Source organism: Microcoleus sp. Pol11C3, assembly GCF_036701485.1.
Lineage (GTDB): Bacteria > Cyanobacteriota > Cyanobacteriia > Cyanobacteriales > Microcoleaceae > Microcoleus.
This window is the reverse complement of the sequence record NZ_JAUBQW010000121.1, coordinates 1-19,684: the sequence shown is the minus strand read 5'-3', so window position 1 is coordinate 19,684 and position 19,684 is coordinate 1. Positions and strand designations below refer to the sequence as shown.

General features: G+C 44.9%; 10 protein-coding genes. 5 read left to right on the top strand and 5 right to left on the bottom strand.

The features are described 5' to 3' along the window. Positions 1-169 precede the first annotated feature (169 nt). Together QUA40_RS22285 and QUA40_RS22280 are read left to right on the top strand one after the other, a co-directional pair. A complete protein-coding gene (locus QUA40_RS22285; RefSeq protein WP_333129868.1) occupies positions 170-529 on the top strand; it encodes a VOC family protein in 360 nt (119 codons plus the stop codon). A 3-nt stretch (positions 530-532) separates the two neighbouring features. Next, positions 533-1,813 carry a recombinase family protein gene (locus QUA40_RS22280; protein WP_333129866.1) on the top strand — a complete coding sequence of 427 codons (1,281 nt, stop codon included), beginning with the start codon at positions 533-535 and terminating at the stop codon, positions 1,811-1,813. 130 nt (positions 1,814-1,943) lie between these two features. Here QUA40_RS22280 and QUA40_RS22275 read toward each other — a convergent pair whose 3' ends face one another. The 3 genes from QUA40_RS22275 to QUA40_RS22265 form a co-directional block, all read right to left on the bottom strand. Beyond that, positions 1,944-3,089, bottom strand: coding sequence for an adenylate/guanylate cyclase domain-containing protein (locus QUA40_RS22275; RefSeq protein ID WP_333129863.1), 1,146 nt, complete (start codon positions 3,087-3,089; stop codon positions 1,944-1,946). A gap of 194 nt (positions 3,090-3,283) precedes the next feature. Next, positions 3,284-6,931, bottom strand: coding sequence for a GAF domain-containing protein (locus QUA40_RS22270; RefSeq protein ID WP_333129861.1), 3,648 nt, complete (start codon positions 6,929-6,931; stop codon positions 3,284-3,286). 101 nt (positions 6,932-7,032) lie between these two features. After that, complete coding sequence (locus QUA40_RS22265; protein ID WP_333129859.1) at positions 7,033-8,586, bottom strand: ATP-binding protein; 1,554 nt, start codon at positions 8,584-8,586, stop codon at positions 7,033-7,035. A gap of 315 nt (positions 8,587-8,901) precedes the next feature. On the opposite strand from QUA40_RS22265, the gene QUA40_RS22260 reads away from it, so the two are divergent. The 3 genes from QUA40_RS22260 to QUA40_RS22250 all read left to right on the top strand — a co-directional run bounded on the left by QUA40_RS22260 (position 8,902) and on the right by QUA40_RS22250 (position 14,079). Continuing rightward, positions 8,902-9,042 carry a hypothetical protein gene (locus tag QUA40_RS22260; protein WP_333129857.1) on the top strand — a complete coding sequence of 47 codons (141 nt, stop codon included), beginning with the start codon at positions 8,902-8,904 and terminating at the stop codon, positions 9,040-9,042. Positions 9,043-9,083: 41 nt separating this feature from the next. Beyond that, the gene (locus tag QUA40_RS22255) at positions 9,084-10,406 is read left to right on the top strand and encodes an AAA-like domain-containing protein (RefSeq protein WP_333129854.1); all 1,323 of its coding nucleotides are present in this window, start codon (positions 9,084-9,086) and stop codon (positions 10,404-10,406) included. Between the two features lie 115 nt (positions 10,407-10,521). Continuing rightward, entirely contained in the window at positions 10,522-14,079 is a 3,558-nt protein-coding gene (locus QUA40_RS22250) for a WD40 domain-containing protein (protein WP_333129850.1), read from the top strand. A gap of 350 nt (positions 14,080-14,429) precedes the next feature. Here QUA40_RS22250 and QUA40_RS22245 read toward each other — a convergent pair whose 3' ends face one another. Together QUA40_RS22245 and QUA40_RS22240 are read right to left on the bottom strand one after the other, a co-directional pair. After that, positions 14,430-17,774 (bottom strand): DUF4347 domain-containing protein, encoded by a 3,345-nt coding sequence (locus tag QUA40_RS22245; protein ID WP_333129848.1) that lies wholly within the window; start codon positions 17,772-17,774, stop codon positions 14,430-14,432. Positions 17,775-18,370: 596 nt separating this feature from the next. Then, the coding region (locus tag QUA40_RS22240; RefSeq protein WP_333129846.1) for a calcium-binding protein at positions 18,371-19,684 on the bottom strand (1,314 nt) is incomplete at its 5' end.

Genomic DNA, 19,684 nt, shown 5'->3' with positions numbered 1-19,684 from the left:
TTTTTTCTAATTAACTATTTTTATCGATTTTATCATGATCTTGCCTCTGTCTCACATTTATTTGAAATGACTATATAAAGTTATCATATAAAAAATTACCTAATCTGCGTTCATCAGCGCTCATCTGCCTGCATCAGCGGTTAAAATAAAAAAATAAATCCCAACAAAAATGCAAATTACCCAATCCCTCCACAGCGCCATACTCATCTCCAACCTGGAAAAATCTCAACACTTTTACAGCACCGTACTAAGACTGCAAAAAATCGACCGAGACTTAAAATTTCCCGGAATCTGGTATCAAATCGGGGACTTCCAGATACACCTAATTTTAGCTGCAACAATTATCCCAGATGCCGTAGACTATGCCAAATGGGGACGCAACCGACATCTAGCATTTTCTGTTGCTAACTTAGAGGCAGCCAAACAACAGTTAATCGCTCACAATTGCCCGTTTCAAATGAGCGCGTCAGGTCGATCGGCATTATTTACCCAAGATCCCGACGGCAACATCATCGAACTCAGCGAGTAACAGATGAAAATCATCGCCTACTCTTACACCGAACCGCTGCTAGAACCAGCGCCCGCAGCAGAAATTTGGGGCCAAGAGGTCGATCGCACCTATCAAGACTTAGGAGGGCGACAACAACTGCAACAACTCCTAAAAGACTGCGAAACAGAACCAGTCAAATACCTGTTAATTCAGCGCTTTGAAGAACTCGGCGACACAGTGCAGCAAGTGTGCGCCCACCTAGAACAACTGGAAAACCTCGGCATCCAGCTAATTGTAACAGACGAAAAACAAACAGAAAACAGAGCAAACTTGCTGCAAATCCTCGCAGAAATCCAGCGCAGCCAACACAGCCGGAGTATTCGCAAAGGACACGCCCGCAACCGCATCAAATCCCGGATTCCACCAGGTAAGGCTCCCTACGGCTACCGGCGCGGCAAAGATTGTTATACGATCGATAAAACCACAGCCCCCACCGTCAAAGACTTTTTTGAACACTTTTTAATTTACGGTTCCTTGCGAGGTTCCGTGCGGTATTTAGCCAAAAAATACAACAAAAAAATCTCTGTAAGTACCGGCCGCCGCTGGCTGACAAATCCCGCCTACCGAGGCGATTTGGAATATCAAAACAGCCAAGTAATTTCTAACACCCACGTCCCGATTATTTCCAGAGAAGAAGCCGCCCAAATAGACAGGTTGTTGCGCCGCAACCGCTGCCTTTCACCTCGCAGCGCTAGCGCCCCACGTTCCCTCGCAGGTTTAGCAATTTGTGCAGAATGCAAATCGCCCATGACAGTTGCCAAAGTCACCTCCTACCGCAAAGAAAAAGAATACCTTTATTTGCGACCGATTAACTGTCCAAAACAGCCTAAATGTAGCGGCCTTTCCTACGATGAAGTATTGCAATTAACCATCGCCGGAATTTGTCGGGATTTACCCGATGCTGTCGCCGCGCTGCAAATGCCGGATATGAATGGAATTAAAGCAGGAATTGCCGGGGCTATCTGCTCGAAACAACAAATCTTAGAGCAACTTCCCGCCCTGATTGAAAGCGGCATTTTAGACACAGAAACGGCAGAATTGAGAGCATACAAAATCCGCACAGAAATTGCCCAACTGCAAAGCAAACTCGCACAACTGCCGCCAGTGAATTTGCGAGAAACTGCTCAAACTGTTTCTCTTCCCCAATTTTGGCTGGACTTGTCGGAATCGGAACGCAGGTTTTACTTTCGAGAGTTTATCGATCGCATTGAGATAGTACGGGAAAATTGCCAGGTAAAACTGCAAATTATTTTCATTTTTTAATTACCCAAACCATTAATTTTAGAGAATTTTTATTTTTGCTGATTGCTTTTTGCTGATTGCTTTTTGCTGACCTCCTTTACATCCGTGGAGCGAATCCGTTGCCGAACTTCCTTCCGATCTAACTTACCAATTAGCTTGAACTAACTTTTTTAGCCTTTAGCCAATAGGCGATCATGTCTCCTTTACCTTTAACCGCGATCGCGCCTCTTTCCTCAAAGACATACCGATCTTTTAACTGCTCATAAATATCAGTAGTAACTTGAATATACCCCGGTAATCCTTGACATTCCATCCGAGAAGCAACATTAACAGTATCTCCCCACAAGTCATAGATGAATTTTTTAGTGCCAATTACGCCAGCAACCACTGGCCCTGTATGAATGCCAATCCGAATTTGAAAGGGTTCGCCTGTGTCGGTTTGAAAATCAGCGATCGCATCCTGCATATCCAAAGCCATATCCGCGATCGCCTCTGCATGATCTGCCCTCGGCACCGGCAACCCTCCTGCTACCATATAAGCATCTCCAATTGTTTTAATTTTCTCCAAACCGTGTTTTTCAGTTAGTTGGTCAAACCTTGAAAAAATCTGGTTTAGGAAATTTACCAATTCTAGAGGTAACATTCTAGCAGCAAGAGACGTAAAATCGACAATATCGGCAAAAAGAACGGTTGCTGACTCAAACCTGTGGGCCGGAGAACCCTCACCTTTTTTCAAATTTTCAACAATCGCTGCAGGTAAAATATTCAGCAATAAATGATCCGACTTTGTTTGAGCAAGCCGTAAAGCTAGCTCCACCCCCTGCCGCTCTTTAATTTCGTTTTGCAAACGTTCGACAAGTCCTTCTAATTGCTGCGTTTGCTCTTGAAGTTGCTTTTGCTGACTTTGAATAGTTAACTGATTTGCCACTCGTGCCAATACTTCTTTACCGTGAAAAGGTTTAGTAATATAGTCAACTGCTCCCACATCAAAGGCTTTCACCTTATCTAAAACGTCATCTAAGGCGCTTAAGAAAATCACTGGAATAGAACTGGTTTTTGGTGAAGATTTCAACTTTGCACATACCTCATATCCATTCATATCTGGCATCATCACGTCCAGTAAAATTAGAGTCGGCGGAAACTCTTGCACTGTAGCGAGCGCCCTTTGTCCGTTCAGCGCTTTACGAACCTGATACCCTTGTTCGGTCAAGATTGTAGATAAAAGCCGCACATTATCGGGCTTATCATCAACTACTAAAATGTTGGCTTGAATTGTAGGATATTGATGGCTGTCCATGCGATGGCTCACGGTAGTTTGTCAAAAGAAAAAATATTCACACTTAAGAAGTTTACCTCAAAAAAAACGCAACAGGATAAATTCCGATTTACCTTCCTAAAAAGAGATGGCAAGAAGACGGTATTGGGGTTAATGTTAGGTCTTTTTTTTATAAAATAGCCTCCTAAGTTTAGATTAGTTGAAAAGTGGTAGTTTTACTTCGTCGCAACTGCTGACTGCGCTATCTCTATAATATCGTCAAATAGAAAATCCTCCACCAAAGTAGTTAAATATTGTGCAGATAAAGCAAATTTGCTCGGCATTTCCTCAATCAACTTGACAATTTTATCGTCGCAACATTCATGAGCAGCATGAGATATCTTTTCTACCCACTCAAGAGGCATTTGACCGAGTTGTGACTCGATCGATTGATTGCTAGTCACTCCGCTAATTTCGCTGTCATTTTCTAGGGTTGCATCAACAGATTCCTCGTAAATGTAACGTACTCCTAAAAGTTCTTCCATTTTCGCAAATAATATCTTTGCATCGAAGGGTTTACGCATGAAATCATCGCATCCTGCTCCTAAAATAGTTTGTCGTTCCTCTTCAAAAGCGCTCGCAGTAAGAGCAACTATTACAGTGTTTTTTCCGAGAGGATGAGCTTTAATTTTTCGAGTGGCTTCATAGCCATCCATTACAGGCATCTGCATATCCATCCAGATCAGGTGCGGTTGCCAATCCTCCCATACAGCAATAGCTTCTTGACCCTCTCTAGCTTCTCGCACGACGAGGCCTAGTGGTGACAATAATCTCTCTATGACTAGGCAGTTATCGGCGCGATCGTCAACAACCAAAATACGGTATTCTGGCTGATTCGGTGCTAAACCAATTACTTTTTTCTGCGGTTTAAGGATTTTAATCTCGCTGAGAGGGGCAAGGCTGATTTGAATATCAAATGCAAACTTACTCCCCAACTCAGGTGTACTGCTGACAGTAATATCTCCTCCCATCATTTGTACAAATTTGCGGCTAATTGGTAAACCTAATCCAGTCCCCTGTTGAGATTTTTGACCTGTTTTTGTTTGCTCAAATGGTTCAAATAACTTATTCATCTCTTCTGCGGCAATGCCAAGGCCAGTATCTTCAATTTCAAACTGAAGGCGTAACAATTCCGGGTGAAGGTGATTCGCGTCTACACAATCACCGTCTGCCAAGCTTTCGGACTGATTAAAACCAGTGCACCATCCGGGTTTTCTTTGTATAGCTGCGGTTTCAACCGCTAAGCTTTCTTGTGTGTCAGAAAACTCTGCGGTTTCAGCTCTCAAACTTTCTTGTACCTGATTTTTCACTCGCAAAGTAACGCTACCCCTCTCTGTAAACTTGATGGCATTTCCTACAAGATTAATCAAAATTTGCCGCAATTTACCTTCATCTCCAGTAACAAAGTGTGGTACGCCGTCACCCACTTCCAAATTTAGCTGCAATTTCTTAGATTTAGCTTTTAAGCGAAACATTTCTTCTAAGGTTTTTAGCAAGCGGATTAAATTAAAACTGCTTTCATTAAGCTGACTTCTGCCCGCTTCTATTTTAGACATTTCCAAAATGTCATTAATTAGGGAAAGCAAGTGTTCGCCAGCGCGATTAATAATTTCTAGGTGCTGCTGGTGTTGATTGTTGAGAGATGAATCGCGCACCATCACCTGACTAAATCCGAGAATGGCATTCAGGGGAGTCCGCAATTCATGGCTCATAGAAGAAAGGAATTCGCTCTTGGCGCGGTTAGCTGTATCAGCAGCTACAACAGCTTTTTGTAATGCTATTTCTGCCAATTTGCGATCGGCAATTTCTGTTTTTGCTTGTTCAAAAAGGGTGCATTGCTGGATGGCAATTGTTAGCTGCACGGAAATTTGCTTGAGAGATTCTATCTCAGAAGAGTTCCAATGCCTTTGACTGCGGCAGTGATGAGCAATGAGTAGCCCCCATAGTTTTTTACCTTGCAAAAGGGGAACGACGAGGTTAGCTTTAACTTCCAACTCGCTTAGTAAATTAATGTGGCACTCTGAAATACCTGCCGTATAAATATTGTCGATCGCGCGAATGTGTCCCTGCTCGTAAAAAGAGACGTAGCGTTCTCGAAAACAAGGGTCATTAATGTCAATTCCCAAAATTGGCATCGTACCGACGGCTACCGACTCGACGGCTACCAATCCACTCCAATCTTCGTTAAAGCGGTAAATAATAGTCCTGTCAGTTGACAAAAACTGGCGCACTTCTTCCACAGCCATTGTCATTACTTCTTCTAGGTTAAGAGAGGAACGAATTCGCTCTTGAATGGAATTCACGAGCCGCTCCCTTTTTACTTGTTGCTGCAAAGCTGCTTCCGCCTGTTTGCGAGCAGTAATATCTACTCCATAACCCACGCACTCCACAGGTATGCCAGCAGAATTTTTGACTAACTTGAGCTCATCATATATCCAGCGATAAGTACCGTCTTTGTGCCGTTCGCGGTATTCGTAGGAAATCGATTCTTTTTCCAATATCTGAGCGAATGCAGTTACAACATTTTCTCGATCGTCTGGGTGAATGAGGCTATGCCAATCAAGGGAACCATCAAGAAATTCTCTGGCTTCGTAACCAATCATTGAAACAATATTATCGCTGACAAATGTTACGTCAAAATTTCCCCCTAATTTGCAGCTAAAAATCACCGCCGGGGTAGTCGCCAACAAATATTGCAAGCGTTGGGTGACAGATCGCAAGTTTAACTCGGCTTGCTTGCGATCGCGAGCTTCCATTGCTAAAGCTGCGATCTGCGCCACATAGCTAGCGAAGCTTTGTTCGTCGAGCGTCCAATTCCTGGTCGTTCCCTGATGTTCTAAACAAATTACACCCGCAATTTGCCCTTTATGGGTAATAGGAACATCTAGCATGGACGATATTTTTAAAGGCATCAAATAAGATTCGCTAAATTCTCGCGTGCGCGGATCGGTTGTTGCATCAACTGCTGCGATCGCCTGTTGTGTATTCACAGCTTGGAAATAGCTAGGATAGTCAGCAACTTTCAGTTCTGCACCGGCGCTGTGTTGATTGGGAGTCAGTTCGTAAATATCCGCACAGCACATTGCGGATCTATCTTCCTGATAAAACCAGATACTTGCCCGCGCGACATTCAGAGTACGGGTTGCCATTTGTGTAATCTCTCTCAACGCCTCGCAGATATTTCCCTCGTAGATACTAGAATTTTTTGCTAATTCTAGCAAACCATTTTGTTGTTCTGTCAGCCTCATTTCTCGTTCGCGTAAAGCCGATTCAGCGGCTATTCTCTCTCTAATTTCTGCTTCTAAATAACCATTAATTTCTCTCAATTCTGCGGTGCGTTCTTGAACTTTAATTTCTAAGTCATCATAAGCATGGCGCAACGCTAACTCTGCATCTTCACGCACAGTAATCTCACTTTGCAACTGGCGATTTATGACCTCTAATTCTTGGGGGGTTTTTAAAGATAAAAACTGGGGCAATAGTGTTACCATCGAGCCGGCGGTGTAGCAGGAAACAAGTGCAGTAATTCCTTTTTCAATCCCCGACAGCCAATAAGCGGAATGCCACAAAGTCCAAATGTCTAGCAAGTGACCCGTGCCGCAGAGAACAATAAATGCACCAAATAAAGCAAATATTCCTAAAAAAGGAACATCGCGCCGCTTCAAGATAAAATAAATTAGCATCGCCGGAATTGAATAGTAGGCGATCGCGATTAAAAAGTCCCCAGTTACGTGCAGCCACACTAAAGGCGTTTGCCAAAGATAGCAATGACCGTGAGGCATATACTGAGTTGGAGAAAAGATATTTTTGAGTGCTTCCCACATAATACTTGTTATTGGCAGATAATATGGATTTGATGATGCCTAAGTTAGGCAATAAAAGAAACCGAAAAGTGTAGCTAGATTCAGCATTATTTATTAACGCCTCACCCCAGCTTGTTCATAACAGCTTGCTTCTGCACTAATTGACCCTCGCCCAATTGCGATCGCAAAGGAATTTCAATGATAAACTCAGTACCTCTTCCCACCTCGGAAGTGCAGCGCAAATAACCTTCATGGGCTTGAATAATCTGATAAGAAATTGCCAAACCCAGCCCGGTACCAGCACCGATAGGTTTCGTCGTAAAAAACGGATCGTAAATTTTAGCGATCGCATCATAATCTATGCCAGTGCCATTATCAGCAATGTGAATCTGCACCCACTTGCCATCAACTAAAAGGGTGCGGATGCGAATTTTTAGCAGTGGGCAATGGGCGTTTTGTAAGTTGTCAGAGAGATTATTTTCCCAATAGCCGTTGGTGGAATATCCCTGGTGTACAATCTGTTCTAAAGCATCAATAGCATTAGAACAAATATTCATAAATACTTGGTTAAGCTGCCCAGCGTAGCATTCTAATAGTGGCAAATCTCCATACTCTTTAATCACTTGAATCGGCGGACGGTTTGGTTGTTCTTTCAAGCGGTGCTGCAAAATCATTAAAGTGCTATCGATTCCTTCATGAATATTTACCTTTTTCATTTCGGCTTCGTCTAACCGGGAGAAAGTTCGTAAAGATTTAACAATCTCCCTAATCCGCTCTGCTCCAATTTTGATTGAACCAAAAAGTTTTTGCAAGTCTTTTAAAATAAAATCGAGTTCGATAGTGTGAATCTTGTCTGCAATTTCCGGCGCAGGAGTGGGGTAATAAACTTGATAAGCCTTAATCACTGCCAAAATATCTTTAATGTATTCCTCCGCCGGAATGAGATTGCCATAAATGAAGTTAACAGGGTTATTGATTTCGTGAGCAACCCCAGCTACCATTTGCCCCAAAGAAGACATTTTTTCAGTTTGCACGAGTTGAGCTTGGGTGCCTTTAAGTTGTTGCAGAGTGTTCTCTAGCTGCTGAGTTTGTTCGAGTAGTTTCGCCTCCGAGTGTCGCAATGAATTTTCAGCCAAGGAGCGATCGCGATTTTCTTGTAGCAAAAGTTCATTGGTGGATTCTAAAGCCAGCGTCCTCTCCAGAACCCGTTTTTCCAGTTCCAGCATTAATTCTGAGAGTGCTTCCTGAGCTTGTTTGCGATCGCCAATCTCTTTGTGTAAAGCCAAATTTGCCGTCGCCAATTGATTCGGGCTGGGGATAGCCAAGATTTTTGGGATTAGTTCCACCAGCACTGCTGCTGTAGATAGCGAAATCAGCGCTGTAATCCCTTTAAGAAAACCAGAGAACCAATAATTAGGATGCCACAGCGTCCATATTTCCATAATATGGGTAATCCCGCAGCAGACTATAAAAGAGCCAAACAACATAAAAACCCAGTCAAAAGGCACGTCTTGCCGCTTTTTGACAATATAAATCAGCGTGATCGGTATCAAAAAATAAGCGACTGCTATCAAACCATCGGACAAAATGTGTAGCCCCACTAATCCCGGCTTCCACAAGTAGCAATGACCGTGAGGAATAAAATAATTTGAAAACATTTCATGAACCATTGGCATCTAATCAACTCGGTTAATTGCTAATATTTTAGAGATGGGGTACAGGTCAAGTTAAAAACCTGCTGGTACAAAAAGAATAATTAGGCTTTGGGACTTAACACTTGTGATGAGTAGATGCAGCGATAGGAAACTATTTAATTAAGTTAACATCAATCTACTCAGCTTTACCAAGGTCAACTGTCACATCTTTAATGGTGGCTTCAGGGCCAACTGTGACACCTGCATGACATTTTGGCCAACGAGGGAGAAAAACTGAGCGTTGCTACCTGAAAGGGAACCCCGCCAGTGCCTCTTGAAATTGGGTTATGCCACTCAGTGACCAGTGAATCCTTTATTGAGATTAGTTTGCTGCGGGGAGATTTAACAGATTTGACCTGTGATCCCCTGACAAATATCGCCATAGGCTGGCGTAGCTATCAAATAGCCGATCGCGATCGGCTTTACAGTCAATTATAAGTGATAATATCAACGATACACTCACGGGATAATTGCAAATTATGACGATAGATGAGGTACTACAGCTAACTCGTGCCCGATTGCAAAAAGATTTACATCCCGTACAAGAAATCATACTCCGCCAAGTTTGGGAAGGAAAGACTTATACAAGCATCGCATCTGCCTCTCATTACGGAGAGCATTACCTGAGAAATATCGCCTCCGGCTTGTGGCAATCTGTCTCTGAAATCTTGCAGAAACCTATTAGCAAATCAAATTTTCGCTCCTCTCTAGAATTGCGTTCCCTGACGGTAGATGAACTAGAATTAATTCAACAATTCACCCGCACCCAATGTCTAGCAAAACCTTTAGAATATCCCGGCTCTCCCGTACCCCTCGGTTCGCCATTTTATATCCCTCACCTGCTAATTGAAGAACTCGCGTATCAAGAGATTGCCAAACCTGGAAGTGTTCTGCGGATTAAAGCTCCCAGGAAGATGGGTAAAAGTTCCCTCCTACTACGGATTTTAGATCGCGCTAATTCTCTTGGCTACCGAACTGTAAGTTTGGATTTTCAGCAAGCCGAGGAATCTGTTTTAGACAACCTAGATAAATTTTTACGGTGGTTTTGTGCCAACATCAGCCGTCACCTAAAATTGCCACCTCTATTAGATGATTATTGGGATGAAGATATGGGTAGCAAAGTAAGCTGCACCATCTATTTGCAACAATATGTATTAGCAGAAATAAAAATGCCCCTTGTCTTAGCTTTAAATGAAGTCAATAGAATTTTTGAGTATCCAAAAATTGCCAGAGAATTTTTGCCGCTGCTGCGAAGCTGGCATGAAGAAGCAAAGCGGATTAAAACCTTGGAAAAACTGCGGTTAATCGTCCTTCACTCCACAGAAAATTATATTCCTTTAAAGCTCACTCAATCGCCTTTTAATATCGGTTTGCCCCTGCAATTGCCCTATTTTACAGAAGAGCAGATACTTGCTTTAGCGCAGCGTCACGGACTGGATTGGAAAGATAGCCCCGATGCCGAGCGACTGATGGCAATGGTGGGGGGACATCCTTATCTGGTGCGGCTGGCTTTTTACCACCTTTGTCAAAATAGTGTAACGCTAGATCAGCTACTACAAGAAGCTCCCACAATAGGAGGAATTTATAAAGATTACTTGCGAAATTTTTGGGTGACAGTGCAAGAAGAACCCGAACTCGCAATTGCACTTAAACAAGTGGTAAAATCTGAGCGTGGCGTGGAATTAGATCCGATAGTAGCTTGTAAATTAGTTAGTATGGGGCTGATTCATATCGATAACAACCGCTGTACGCTAAGCTGCGAGTTGTACCGCCTATATTTTGGTTCGCCTAACTTTATTTAGAGCGAGGTTTGAGATTTTATTTGCGTAAGTTATCCTAGAATGAAGCGGTCGCACCACATCCTCGCCTCTCAATAAACTCACTAGATACTTACAGTTAAATTAACCCATAAACGGCATGACCAAGGTTACATACCAAATTGGTGGCAGTCTCGCTAGTGATGCACCTACCTATGTCCAACGACAAGCAGATGTCGAACTTTATGAAGCCTTAAAAGCTGGAGAATTTTGTTACATCCTCAACTCGCGACAAATGGGTAAATCTTCCTTATTAGTCCGCACTCAACATCGACTGCAAGCAGAAGGTTTTCAATGTAGCACCATTGACATGACCCATATTGGTAGCGAAAATATCACCCCTTTACAGTGGTATAAAGGAATGGCAGCCGATTTGTGGCGCGGTTTCAATCTTGTAGAGAAAGTTAATTTGAAAATATGGTGGAAAGAACAAGAAGAAATTTCCCTCATGCAAAGATTGAGTCAATTTATCGAAGAGATATTATTGGGGAAATTTCCGGAGCAGCGATTTTTTATATTAGTCGATGAAATTGATAGTATTTTAAGTTTGGGTTTTCCAGTTGATGATTTTTTCGCTTTAATCAGATTTTGTTATAATCAACGAGCGATTAATCCAGAATATAATCGCATTTGTTTTGCAATTTTTGGAGTTGCCACACCCAGCGATTTAATTGTCGATAAAAAACGAACACCTTTTAATATTGGTCATGCCATAGATTTGCAGGGTTTTAAATTATCAGAATCCCAGCCATTAGGGAAGGGATTAGAAACTATTATCACTAATGCCCAAGCAGTAATTAAAGAAATATTGAGTTGGACGGGCGGACAGCCATTTCTGACCCAAAAACTATGTCTGTTAGTCGTAAAAGTAGCAGCAGAATCCGAAAGCGGCACTTTGATCGTACCACCGGGGACAGAGGGATTTTTTGTTGAGTCGGTGGTTAGAGAAAAGATAATCAATAAATGGGAATCCCAAGATGAGCCAGAACATTTGCGGACGATCCGCGATCGCATCCTGCACAATGGACAAAAGACTGGGAGATTGTTGGGTATCTATCAGCAAATCTTACAAGGAGTAGAAGTGCCAACCGATGACTCATCAGAACAGGTAGAACTATTGCTGTCTGGTTTAGTGGTGAAAAAGCAAGGTTTTTGGCAGGTAAGAAACCCTATTTATCAACAAGTATTTAACCTGGAATGGGTAGAAACAAAACTCGGTTATTTGCGTCCTTACTCTCAAACTTTCAATGCTTGGATTGCTTCAAAACAAACGGATGAATCGCGACTCTTACGCGGACAAGCTCTCAAAGATGCTCAAACTTGGTTACAAGGAAAAAGCTTGAGTGATTTGGATTATCAATTTTTAGGAGCCAGCCAAGAGTCTGACAGAAAAGAAGTGCAGCAAGCACTAGAAGCAGCACGGGCCAAAGAAGTTGAAGCCAGACTAACAGAGGAACAAAAAAGATTAGCGCTAGAGAAAAAAAGTTCCAGGCGGCAAAGGTTTTTGCTGGTTGTAGTAAGTATGGCATTAATTCTAGCCTGTGTATTGGGGCTAGCGGTTTATTTTCAGTATCGCCAAACTGCTGTAAGCGAAATCAAAGCGATCGCCAAATCTTCCGAAGCGCTATTCGCCTCAAATCAAAAGTTAGACGCATTAGTACAAGCCATCACAGCAAAACGACGATTGCAAAAGTTGGGTGTTGCAGAGGCCGAGATCGAGAAATCTGTTAAGGAATCTCTCCATCAGGCTGTTTATGGAGCTGTTGAGTATAACCATTTATTGGGGCATGATAATGTGGTTAATGATGTCACTTTCAGCTTTGATGGCGAACTCATTGCCTCAGCTTCGGCCGACAAAACCATCGATATTTGGAAAAAAGACGGTACAAAGTTGGCAACACTTCAAGGGCACAATAATACGGTTTGGGATGTCGTATTTAGCTCCAGAGGAGATCTAATTGTTTCTGGTTCTGGGGATAAGACAGTCAAACTTTGGCGCAGAAACAATACAAAGTTACCCAACGAAAAGCCAACGTATACCTTATGGCAAACCTTAAAAGGACATACCAATGATGTTACAAAAGTCGCGATAGCACCTGACGGTCAGACTATTGCTTCCGCTTCTAAAGATAAAACAATTAAACTCTGGAGTACAGACGGCAAACCGCTGAGAACTATCACCGGACATAAAGATGAAGTTGACAGCGTTGCCTTTAGCCCTGACAGTCAAACCATTGCATCTGCTTCTAAAGATAAAACAATTAAACTCTGGAGTACAGACGGTAAACTAATAAGAACCCTCACCGGACATACGGATAGAGTTAAGGATGTTGCCTTCAGCCCTCAAGGAAATCTCATCGCCTCGGCAAGTTGGGATAAAACAGTCAAACTTTGGCAGCTTGACGGCACGTTAGTCCAAACCCTAACTGAACACAGCGATGCAGTAGGCAAAATCGCTTTTAACCCTCAAGGAAATCTCATCGCCTCGGCAAGTCTTGATAGAACAGTCAAACTTTGGAAGCTTGACGGGACTCTCGTAAAAACCCTTCCAGCCGCCAAGGATGTCGTCTCTGGAGTGGCTTGGAGTCCTGACGGGCAAATCCTCGCCTCATCCAGTTGGGATGGCCCGATCGCGCTCTGGAAGTTTGAGGACAGTTTGCTCCGGACTCTTAACGGACATCAAGCATCAATTTACACCGTAAAATTTAGTCCGGATGGTAAGACAATTGCCACCGCCAGTCGCGATAATACCGTTAAACTTTGGCGGCTTGATGGTAGCTTAATTCGTACCTTCCCTAAACAAACTGATAAAGTTTTCGGAGTAGATTTCAGCCCAAACGGAGACACCATTGCTACAGGCGGTTATGACAGCACGGTTCGGTTGTGGCGACTGGATGGAACCTTACTCCACACTTTTACCGGACATCGGGGTAGAGTCTTCGCTGTTGATTTCCATCCAGATGGACAGTCACTCGTCTCGGCGGGTGAGGACAGAACGCTCAAAGTCTGGAGGATTGACGGTACTGAATTGGCAACTCTCAAAGGACATACCGATCACATTAATGGAGTTGCTTTTAGCCCTGATGGAGAGATGATTGCTTCAGCGAGTGTGGACGGCAGAGTCAAACTTTGGCAGTGGGATAATGCGATCGCCTCTGGAAAGCCCAGCTACAAGCTTCTACACACCTTAACCAGCCATCGCCGTCAGGTGGCTGGAGTGGCATTTAGCCCTGATGGCAAGACGATCGCTTCAGCAGGTATGGATAGAATGGTGAGACTTTGGCGGCGCGACGGTACAGAAATCCGAGCCTTGAAAGGACACAGTAATGGGGTGTTTGGAGTCGCATTTAGCCCTGATGGTAAAGCGATCGCCTCAGCCAGTTTTGACGGTACAGTTAAACTTTGGAGCTACGATGGTAAAGAGCTTGAAACCTTCAAGGGACATAGCGATGGGGTGTTCGGAGTTACCTTTAGCCCTGATGGGAAGTTCATCGCCTCAGCGGGTCAGGATAGAACAGCAATTTTGTGGAATTTAGAGCGAATTTTCCAGCTTGATTTCCTCCAGTATGGATGCGACTGGGTGCGAGATTATCTGCGAACCAATGCCGATGTGAAGGAGGAAGACAGACATTTGTGCGATCGTATTAAAACGGAATAATATCAAGTCCGCTTTATTAGGAATAATAGATTAATAAGTGTGGGCTAGAGCATCAGAAGATTAGAGGATATTTATCATGATTGGCTACTTTTTATTGAAATATGGTATAATACTAAATCCGGCTTAACTACTCCCTTTATCTTTCAGTCTGCTGAGGCGGACTTCCTTGGTTTAGTAGCGGTTTCAACCGCCGAAGGATACGCAGAATGATTGAGGGTATAGACAAACCGGATTTATACCAATTTACTATGAAGCTGCACTTTATCTAACGCTAAGGATATAGTTGCAACCAGAGAGAGATCAGCCTCATGAGCGTGTATCTTCATAGCGAATTGGTATTAGTATAATAACTACAGACTAATGAAATCGCTAGCTGTGAGAATACCGGACGTAATACCGTTAAGCTTAGCTAACAATTGATTGGTGTCCGTCACACTAATCAAAGTCTGATTGTTGCTGGAAGTAATACTGAGTTGATTGAAACTCAAACCAGGATTCAACCCAATTAAATCCTCACCTTTGCGGAAATCACTAATAATGTCGCTACCCAAACTTTGATTTAGGAAAAATACATCATTTCCCGAACCGCCTGTCAAAGTATCATCCCCAAGATCGCCGCTGAGGGAATCGGAACCAGCACCGCCGCTGAGGATATCATTACCATTACCACCGTACATGGTATCGTTGCCGAGACAACCGTCTAAAACATCCGAACCATTGTTACCAAATAGCCAGTCGTTACCGTCGCCGCCGCAGAGACTGTCGCTTTCTTCGCCCGCGTAAAGCGTGTCATTTCCCTGTTGACCGAAAATCAGGTCTGCACCTTCATTGCCAAACGCAATATCGTTGCCGTTTCCAGCATTAATTGTGTCATTTCCTAAGTTGCCTAAAATGTAGTCGTCGCCATCTTCACCGAGCAAGATATCGTCATCTTTACCGCCAAAAATGGTGTCGTTGCCACCGCCGCCGGCAACAGTATCATTGCCGATATCTCCCCTCAAAAAGTCCTCGCCATCTCCGCCAACAACAGTGTCATTATCTTTGCCAGCGTAGATGGTATCGTTGCCAGCGTCGCCAGAGATGAAATCGCTGCCTTCATTGCCGAAGAGTGAGTCGTTATCTGCACCGCCGTCAATGTTGTCATTGCCGCCCATACCGTAGAGAGTATCGTTGCCGGCAAGTCCGTTAATCGACTCGTTGATCCCGCTGCTCATGATGAAATCGCCATCGTTACCGCCGTTGAGAGTTTGTTGGACGGGGTTGGGAGTAATGGTGGCAGAGTCGAGTTGCGGGGCGTTGAGGCCATCGCACAGGCAATCATCTGTGTCCGTTGTGGGCGTCGGAGTCGGTGCCGTTGTGGGCGTCGGAGTCGGTGCCGGTGTCGGAGTTGGAGTCGGTGCCGGTGTCGGAGTTGGAGTCGGTGCCGGTGTCTGAGTCGGAGTCGGGGCGGGTGTCGGAGTCGGTGCCGGTGTCTGAGTCGGAGTCGGTGCCGGTGTCGGAGTCGGAGTCGGGGCGGGTGTCGGAGTCGGAGTCGGGGCGGGTGTCGGAGTTGGAGTCGGAGTCGGTGCCGTTGTGGGCGTCGGAGTCGGTGCCGGTGTCGGAGTCGGCGTGACTGTAGTGGTGAATTCAAAAGCGCCGATATCAACGATCGCACTTCCATTATTATCACCATCTTGAGGGCGGCTCACACCGCGCTGATCCGCAGCCGGCGCGCCCGCACCAGTACCGGTATCAATGGCAGGACTTCCTGCTAGCAGCGGCAGCACGAAAGCGCCGTTAATATTTTGCAAAGAACCGAGTTTCGGATCGGCGATCTTCACATTTGCCGTCGCATTATTGTCATTAGGATCGGTCGTCGTCAGTTTAGCAGGAAATTGTAGATTATTTCCGCCGTCGATAAATGCTCGTGAGGTTTGCTGCTTAACGTTAAAAGGATTACCGGCCGTATTGCTATCAAAAATCGAATTTTTGAGAGTAATTGGCTGATTTCCAAAAGTCGTAATACCTCCTCCATACCCACCAGCGGTATTCTTAGCAAAAGTCGAATTGACGATGTTAGTCGAAAAGGAATCTCTGTTGCCGACAAGTATTCCTCCGCCCTGTTTATCCGCCCTGTTGCCGGAAAATGTACTATTTACAATGCTGACATTGCCGTTTTCTCCAACCCACAAGCCGCCGCCGTTCTCATCGGCTGTGTTGTTGGCAAAGGTGCAGTTTGTCACTGTCAATTCGGCATTACCATGACGTATTGCGCCGCCTGAACCTCCTTGACCTGCTGCATTTTTTACAGCCTTGTTGTTAATAAAAGTGCTATTTTCTAAGATCACTTTATCTTGGTTATAACCAAATATAAAGGCTGCACCACCTTCTTTTGTCCCAGTATTGCCGTCGAAAGTGCTGCCACGGATGATGATATTTCCGGGAATAGGGCCCGGAGTTGCATTGGGGCCTGAAGCGTTAGCACCATCGACGTAAACTGCCCCGCCAACGTCTTTATTTGTGCGGTTGCCGATGAATTTAGAGTTTTCAATTGTCAGACTGCCCAACAAGTTATTCACAGCCCCGCCTATGCTACCTATGTTGTTGGTAAATTCGCTATCTTTGATAGTCAGAGAACCGCCGCTTTTAGTGGCGATCGCCCCGCCACCGCGTTCGGTATTATCTGCTAGCGAACCGTCATTGCCGCTAAACTTGCTGTTAATTACAGTCGTCGTGCTGCGGAAACCCGTGTAAATGCCACCACCAAAACCGGCAACATTATTATTGACTTGGCAATTTTCTAAAGTTAAAGTGCTGCTACCTCCTGTTTGAATACCACCACCGGCGCTAGTTGTCTGATTATTCGGATCAGTACCAGAAACTTTGCCGTTGGCAACAATCAGGTTTTTTAGAGTAACATTGGTTGAACCTTCAGTGAGGATAACCCGCGAAGCATTGTTGCCGCTGATGGTTAAATTAGCTGCACCAATTGCATCAATTGTCAAGTTTTTGTTGAGGACAAGTTGACCGTTCGAGAGAGTAATTGTTTGGCTGGCAAGAGTGGAGGCAAATTGAATGGTATCGCCGGCAACAGCCGTGGCGATCGCACTTCTCAATGAACCGGGCCCGCTATCATTAGTGTTAGTAACGGTAATAGTCTTTAAAGCCCCTTGATAATCCGCCATTGCCTCTGGAGTCAAGGCTATCGGTGCTTCAATATCCCCTTTGGCAAACTCCAAATTCCAGTTACCACCGCGACCCGTGCGATCGGTAGATGCCGCAATATCAGCCCCGGTTAACTCGCCTAGGCGATCGACAAAATCGCTTCCCGAACCCGCAGCAACATCGCAACCATAAAGCACAATATCTGCTTTGTCGCTAAGTGCATTTCGCCACCCTTGCAACTGGCTTTCATATTGCGGTAAATTATCCGAATTCAACGTCGTAGACCCTAGCTGCAAGCTGCCAGAATTGCCGTGAGAAAAAATGTGAACTTGGTCTACAGTTTCTCCCGCAGCATAAATTGTTTGCAGTTTCGCAGTAATTTGCTCGACTCCGTTGCCATTTTTATCTAAAATGATGATCTCTGCGCCGGGAAGCACGCCACCCGCAAGAGTTTGATAGTCATCTAAGTCGGAATCAAGGAAGACAATAGATTTAGAACGAGAATTGCGGATTACAGATTGTGAATCAATACTGGCAAAAGTTGAGTTCATTTCGCATACCCTATGAGAATGTTTGCTATTTGCTGGTAGATTCACCTTGAAAGCAGAAGGCTAAAAATGCAGTAGCTAGCCGACAGAATTAAAACCACAATTAGAAATCTGTGAGATTAAATTTTAGGGGGGATTTTTTTGTACTTTTCTGCCTGCATGAAATCCGAGACTTGTATCCATAATCATGTTTTGCTGTGTAACGATTGCGAGTTTTCTAGCTATTAACCTCAGAAGATGTAATGTAAATATCCCTGAACGTAGAACCTCTATATTGCAGGTTTGGAAGGCGCACACCGATACAAGTAGCGCATCATAGCATTTTGGAACCTTAGTCCTGGTAAATTCAGAAAAGATATCTATGGTTCCGAATGCCTTAGAATTGATCTGGCTAGTACCTGATACATTCGCCTTACAGAAAACCAGGAAACCCACATCAAAACTTTGTGAATTTAACTTGTTCGCCCCTGGCTAAAAAATTAAAACAATCCGAAATTTACTTATTGAGAAAGCGTGCTTTATCGGGCGGTGCTTATAGCGCACCCTACCCGATGTTGCGCTGGTAGTAAGGTGCTTATGGCGCACCCTACCACAGGCAGTTAGATTGTTACCTGAGTGAAATCGCTAGCGGTGAGAATACCGGGGGTAACACCGTTAAGCTTAGCTAACAATTGATTGGTGTCCGTGACGCTAATCAAAGTCTGATTGTTGCTAGAAGTGATGCTGAGTTGATTGAAACTCAAACCAGGATTCAACCCAATTAAATCTTCTCCCTTGTGGAAATCGGTAATGATATCGCTACCCAAACTTTGATTTAGGAAAAATACATCATTTCCCGAACCGCCTGTCAAAGTATCATCCCCAAGATCGCCGGAAAGGAAATCGCTACCAGCACCGCCACTGAAAATATCATTGCCTTTGCCACCGTACATAGTATCGTTACCGATGTCGCCGCATAGCACATCGTTTTCATTGCCGCCGAACAGCAAGTCGTTGCCCTCACCGCCATCGAGACTGTCGTTTTCTTTGCCACCGTAAAGCGTGTCATTTCCCTGTTGACCGAAAATTAGGTCTGCACCTTCATTGCCAAACGCAATATCGTTGCCGTTTCCAGCATTAAGTGTGTCATTTCCTAAGTTGCCTAAAATGTAGTCGTCGCCATCTTCGCCCAGCAAGATATCGTCATCTTTGCCGCCGTAGATGGTATCGTTGTCACCGCCGCCGACAACAGTATCATTGCCGATATCTCCTCTTAGAAAATCGCTGCCATCACCGCCAACAACAGTGTCATTATCTTTGCCGCCGTAGATGGTATCGTTGCCAGCGCCACCAGAGATGAAATCGCTGCCTTCATTGCCGAAAAGCGAGTCGTTATCTGCACCGCCGTCAATATTGTCATTGCCACCCATGCCGTAAAGAGTGTCGTTACCAGCAAGCCCGTTAATTGACTCATTGATGCCGCCGCCCATGATGAAATCGGAACCTTCACCGCCGTTGAGAGTTTGTTGGACGGGGTTCGCGGTGATGGCAGCAGCGTCGAGTTGCGGGGCGTTGAGGTCATCCAGCAGGCAATCATCTGTGTCAGGAGTTGGAGTGGGCGCGGGCGTCGGAGTTGGCGCGGGCGTCGGTGGTGTCGGAATTGGAATGGGTGCGGGCGTCGGAGTTGGCGCTGGAGTCGGTGTCGGAATTGGAGTCGGCGCAGGCGTCGGAGTGGGCGCGGGCGTCGGAGTGGGCGCCGGAGTCGGCGCAGGCGTCGGAGTGGGCGCGGGCGTCGGAGTCTCAGTCGGAATTGGAGTTGGCGCCGGAGTTGGTGTCGGCGCGGGCGTCGGTGGTGTCGGAGTTGGCGCCGGAGTTGGTGTCGGCGCGGGCGTCGGTGGTGTCGGAGTTGGCGCCGGAGTTGGTGTCGGCGCGGG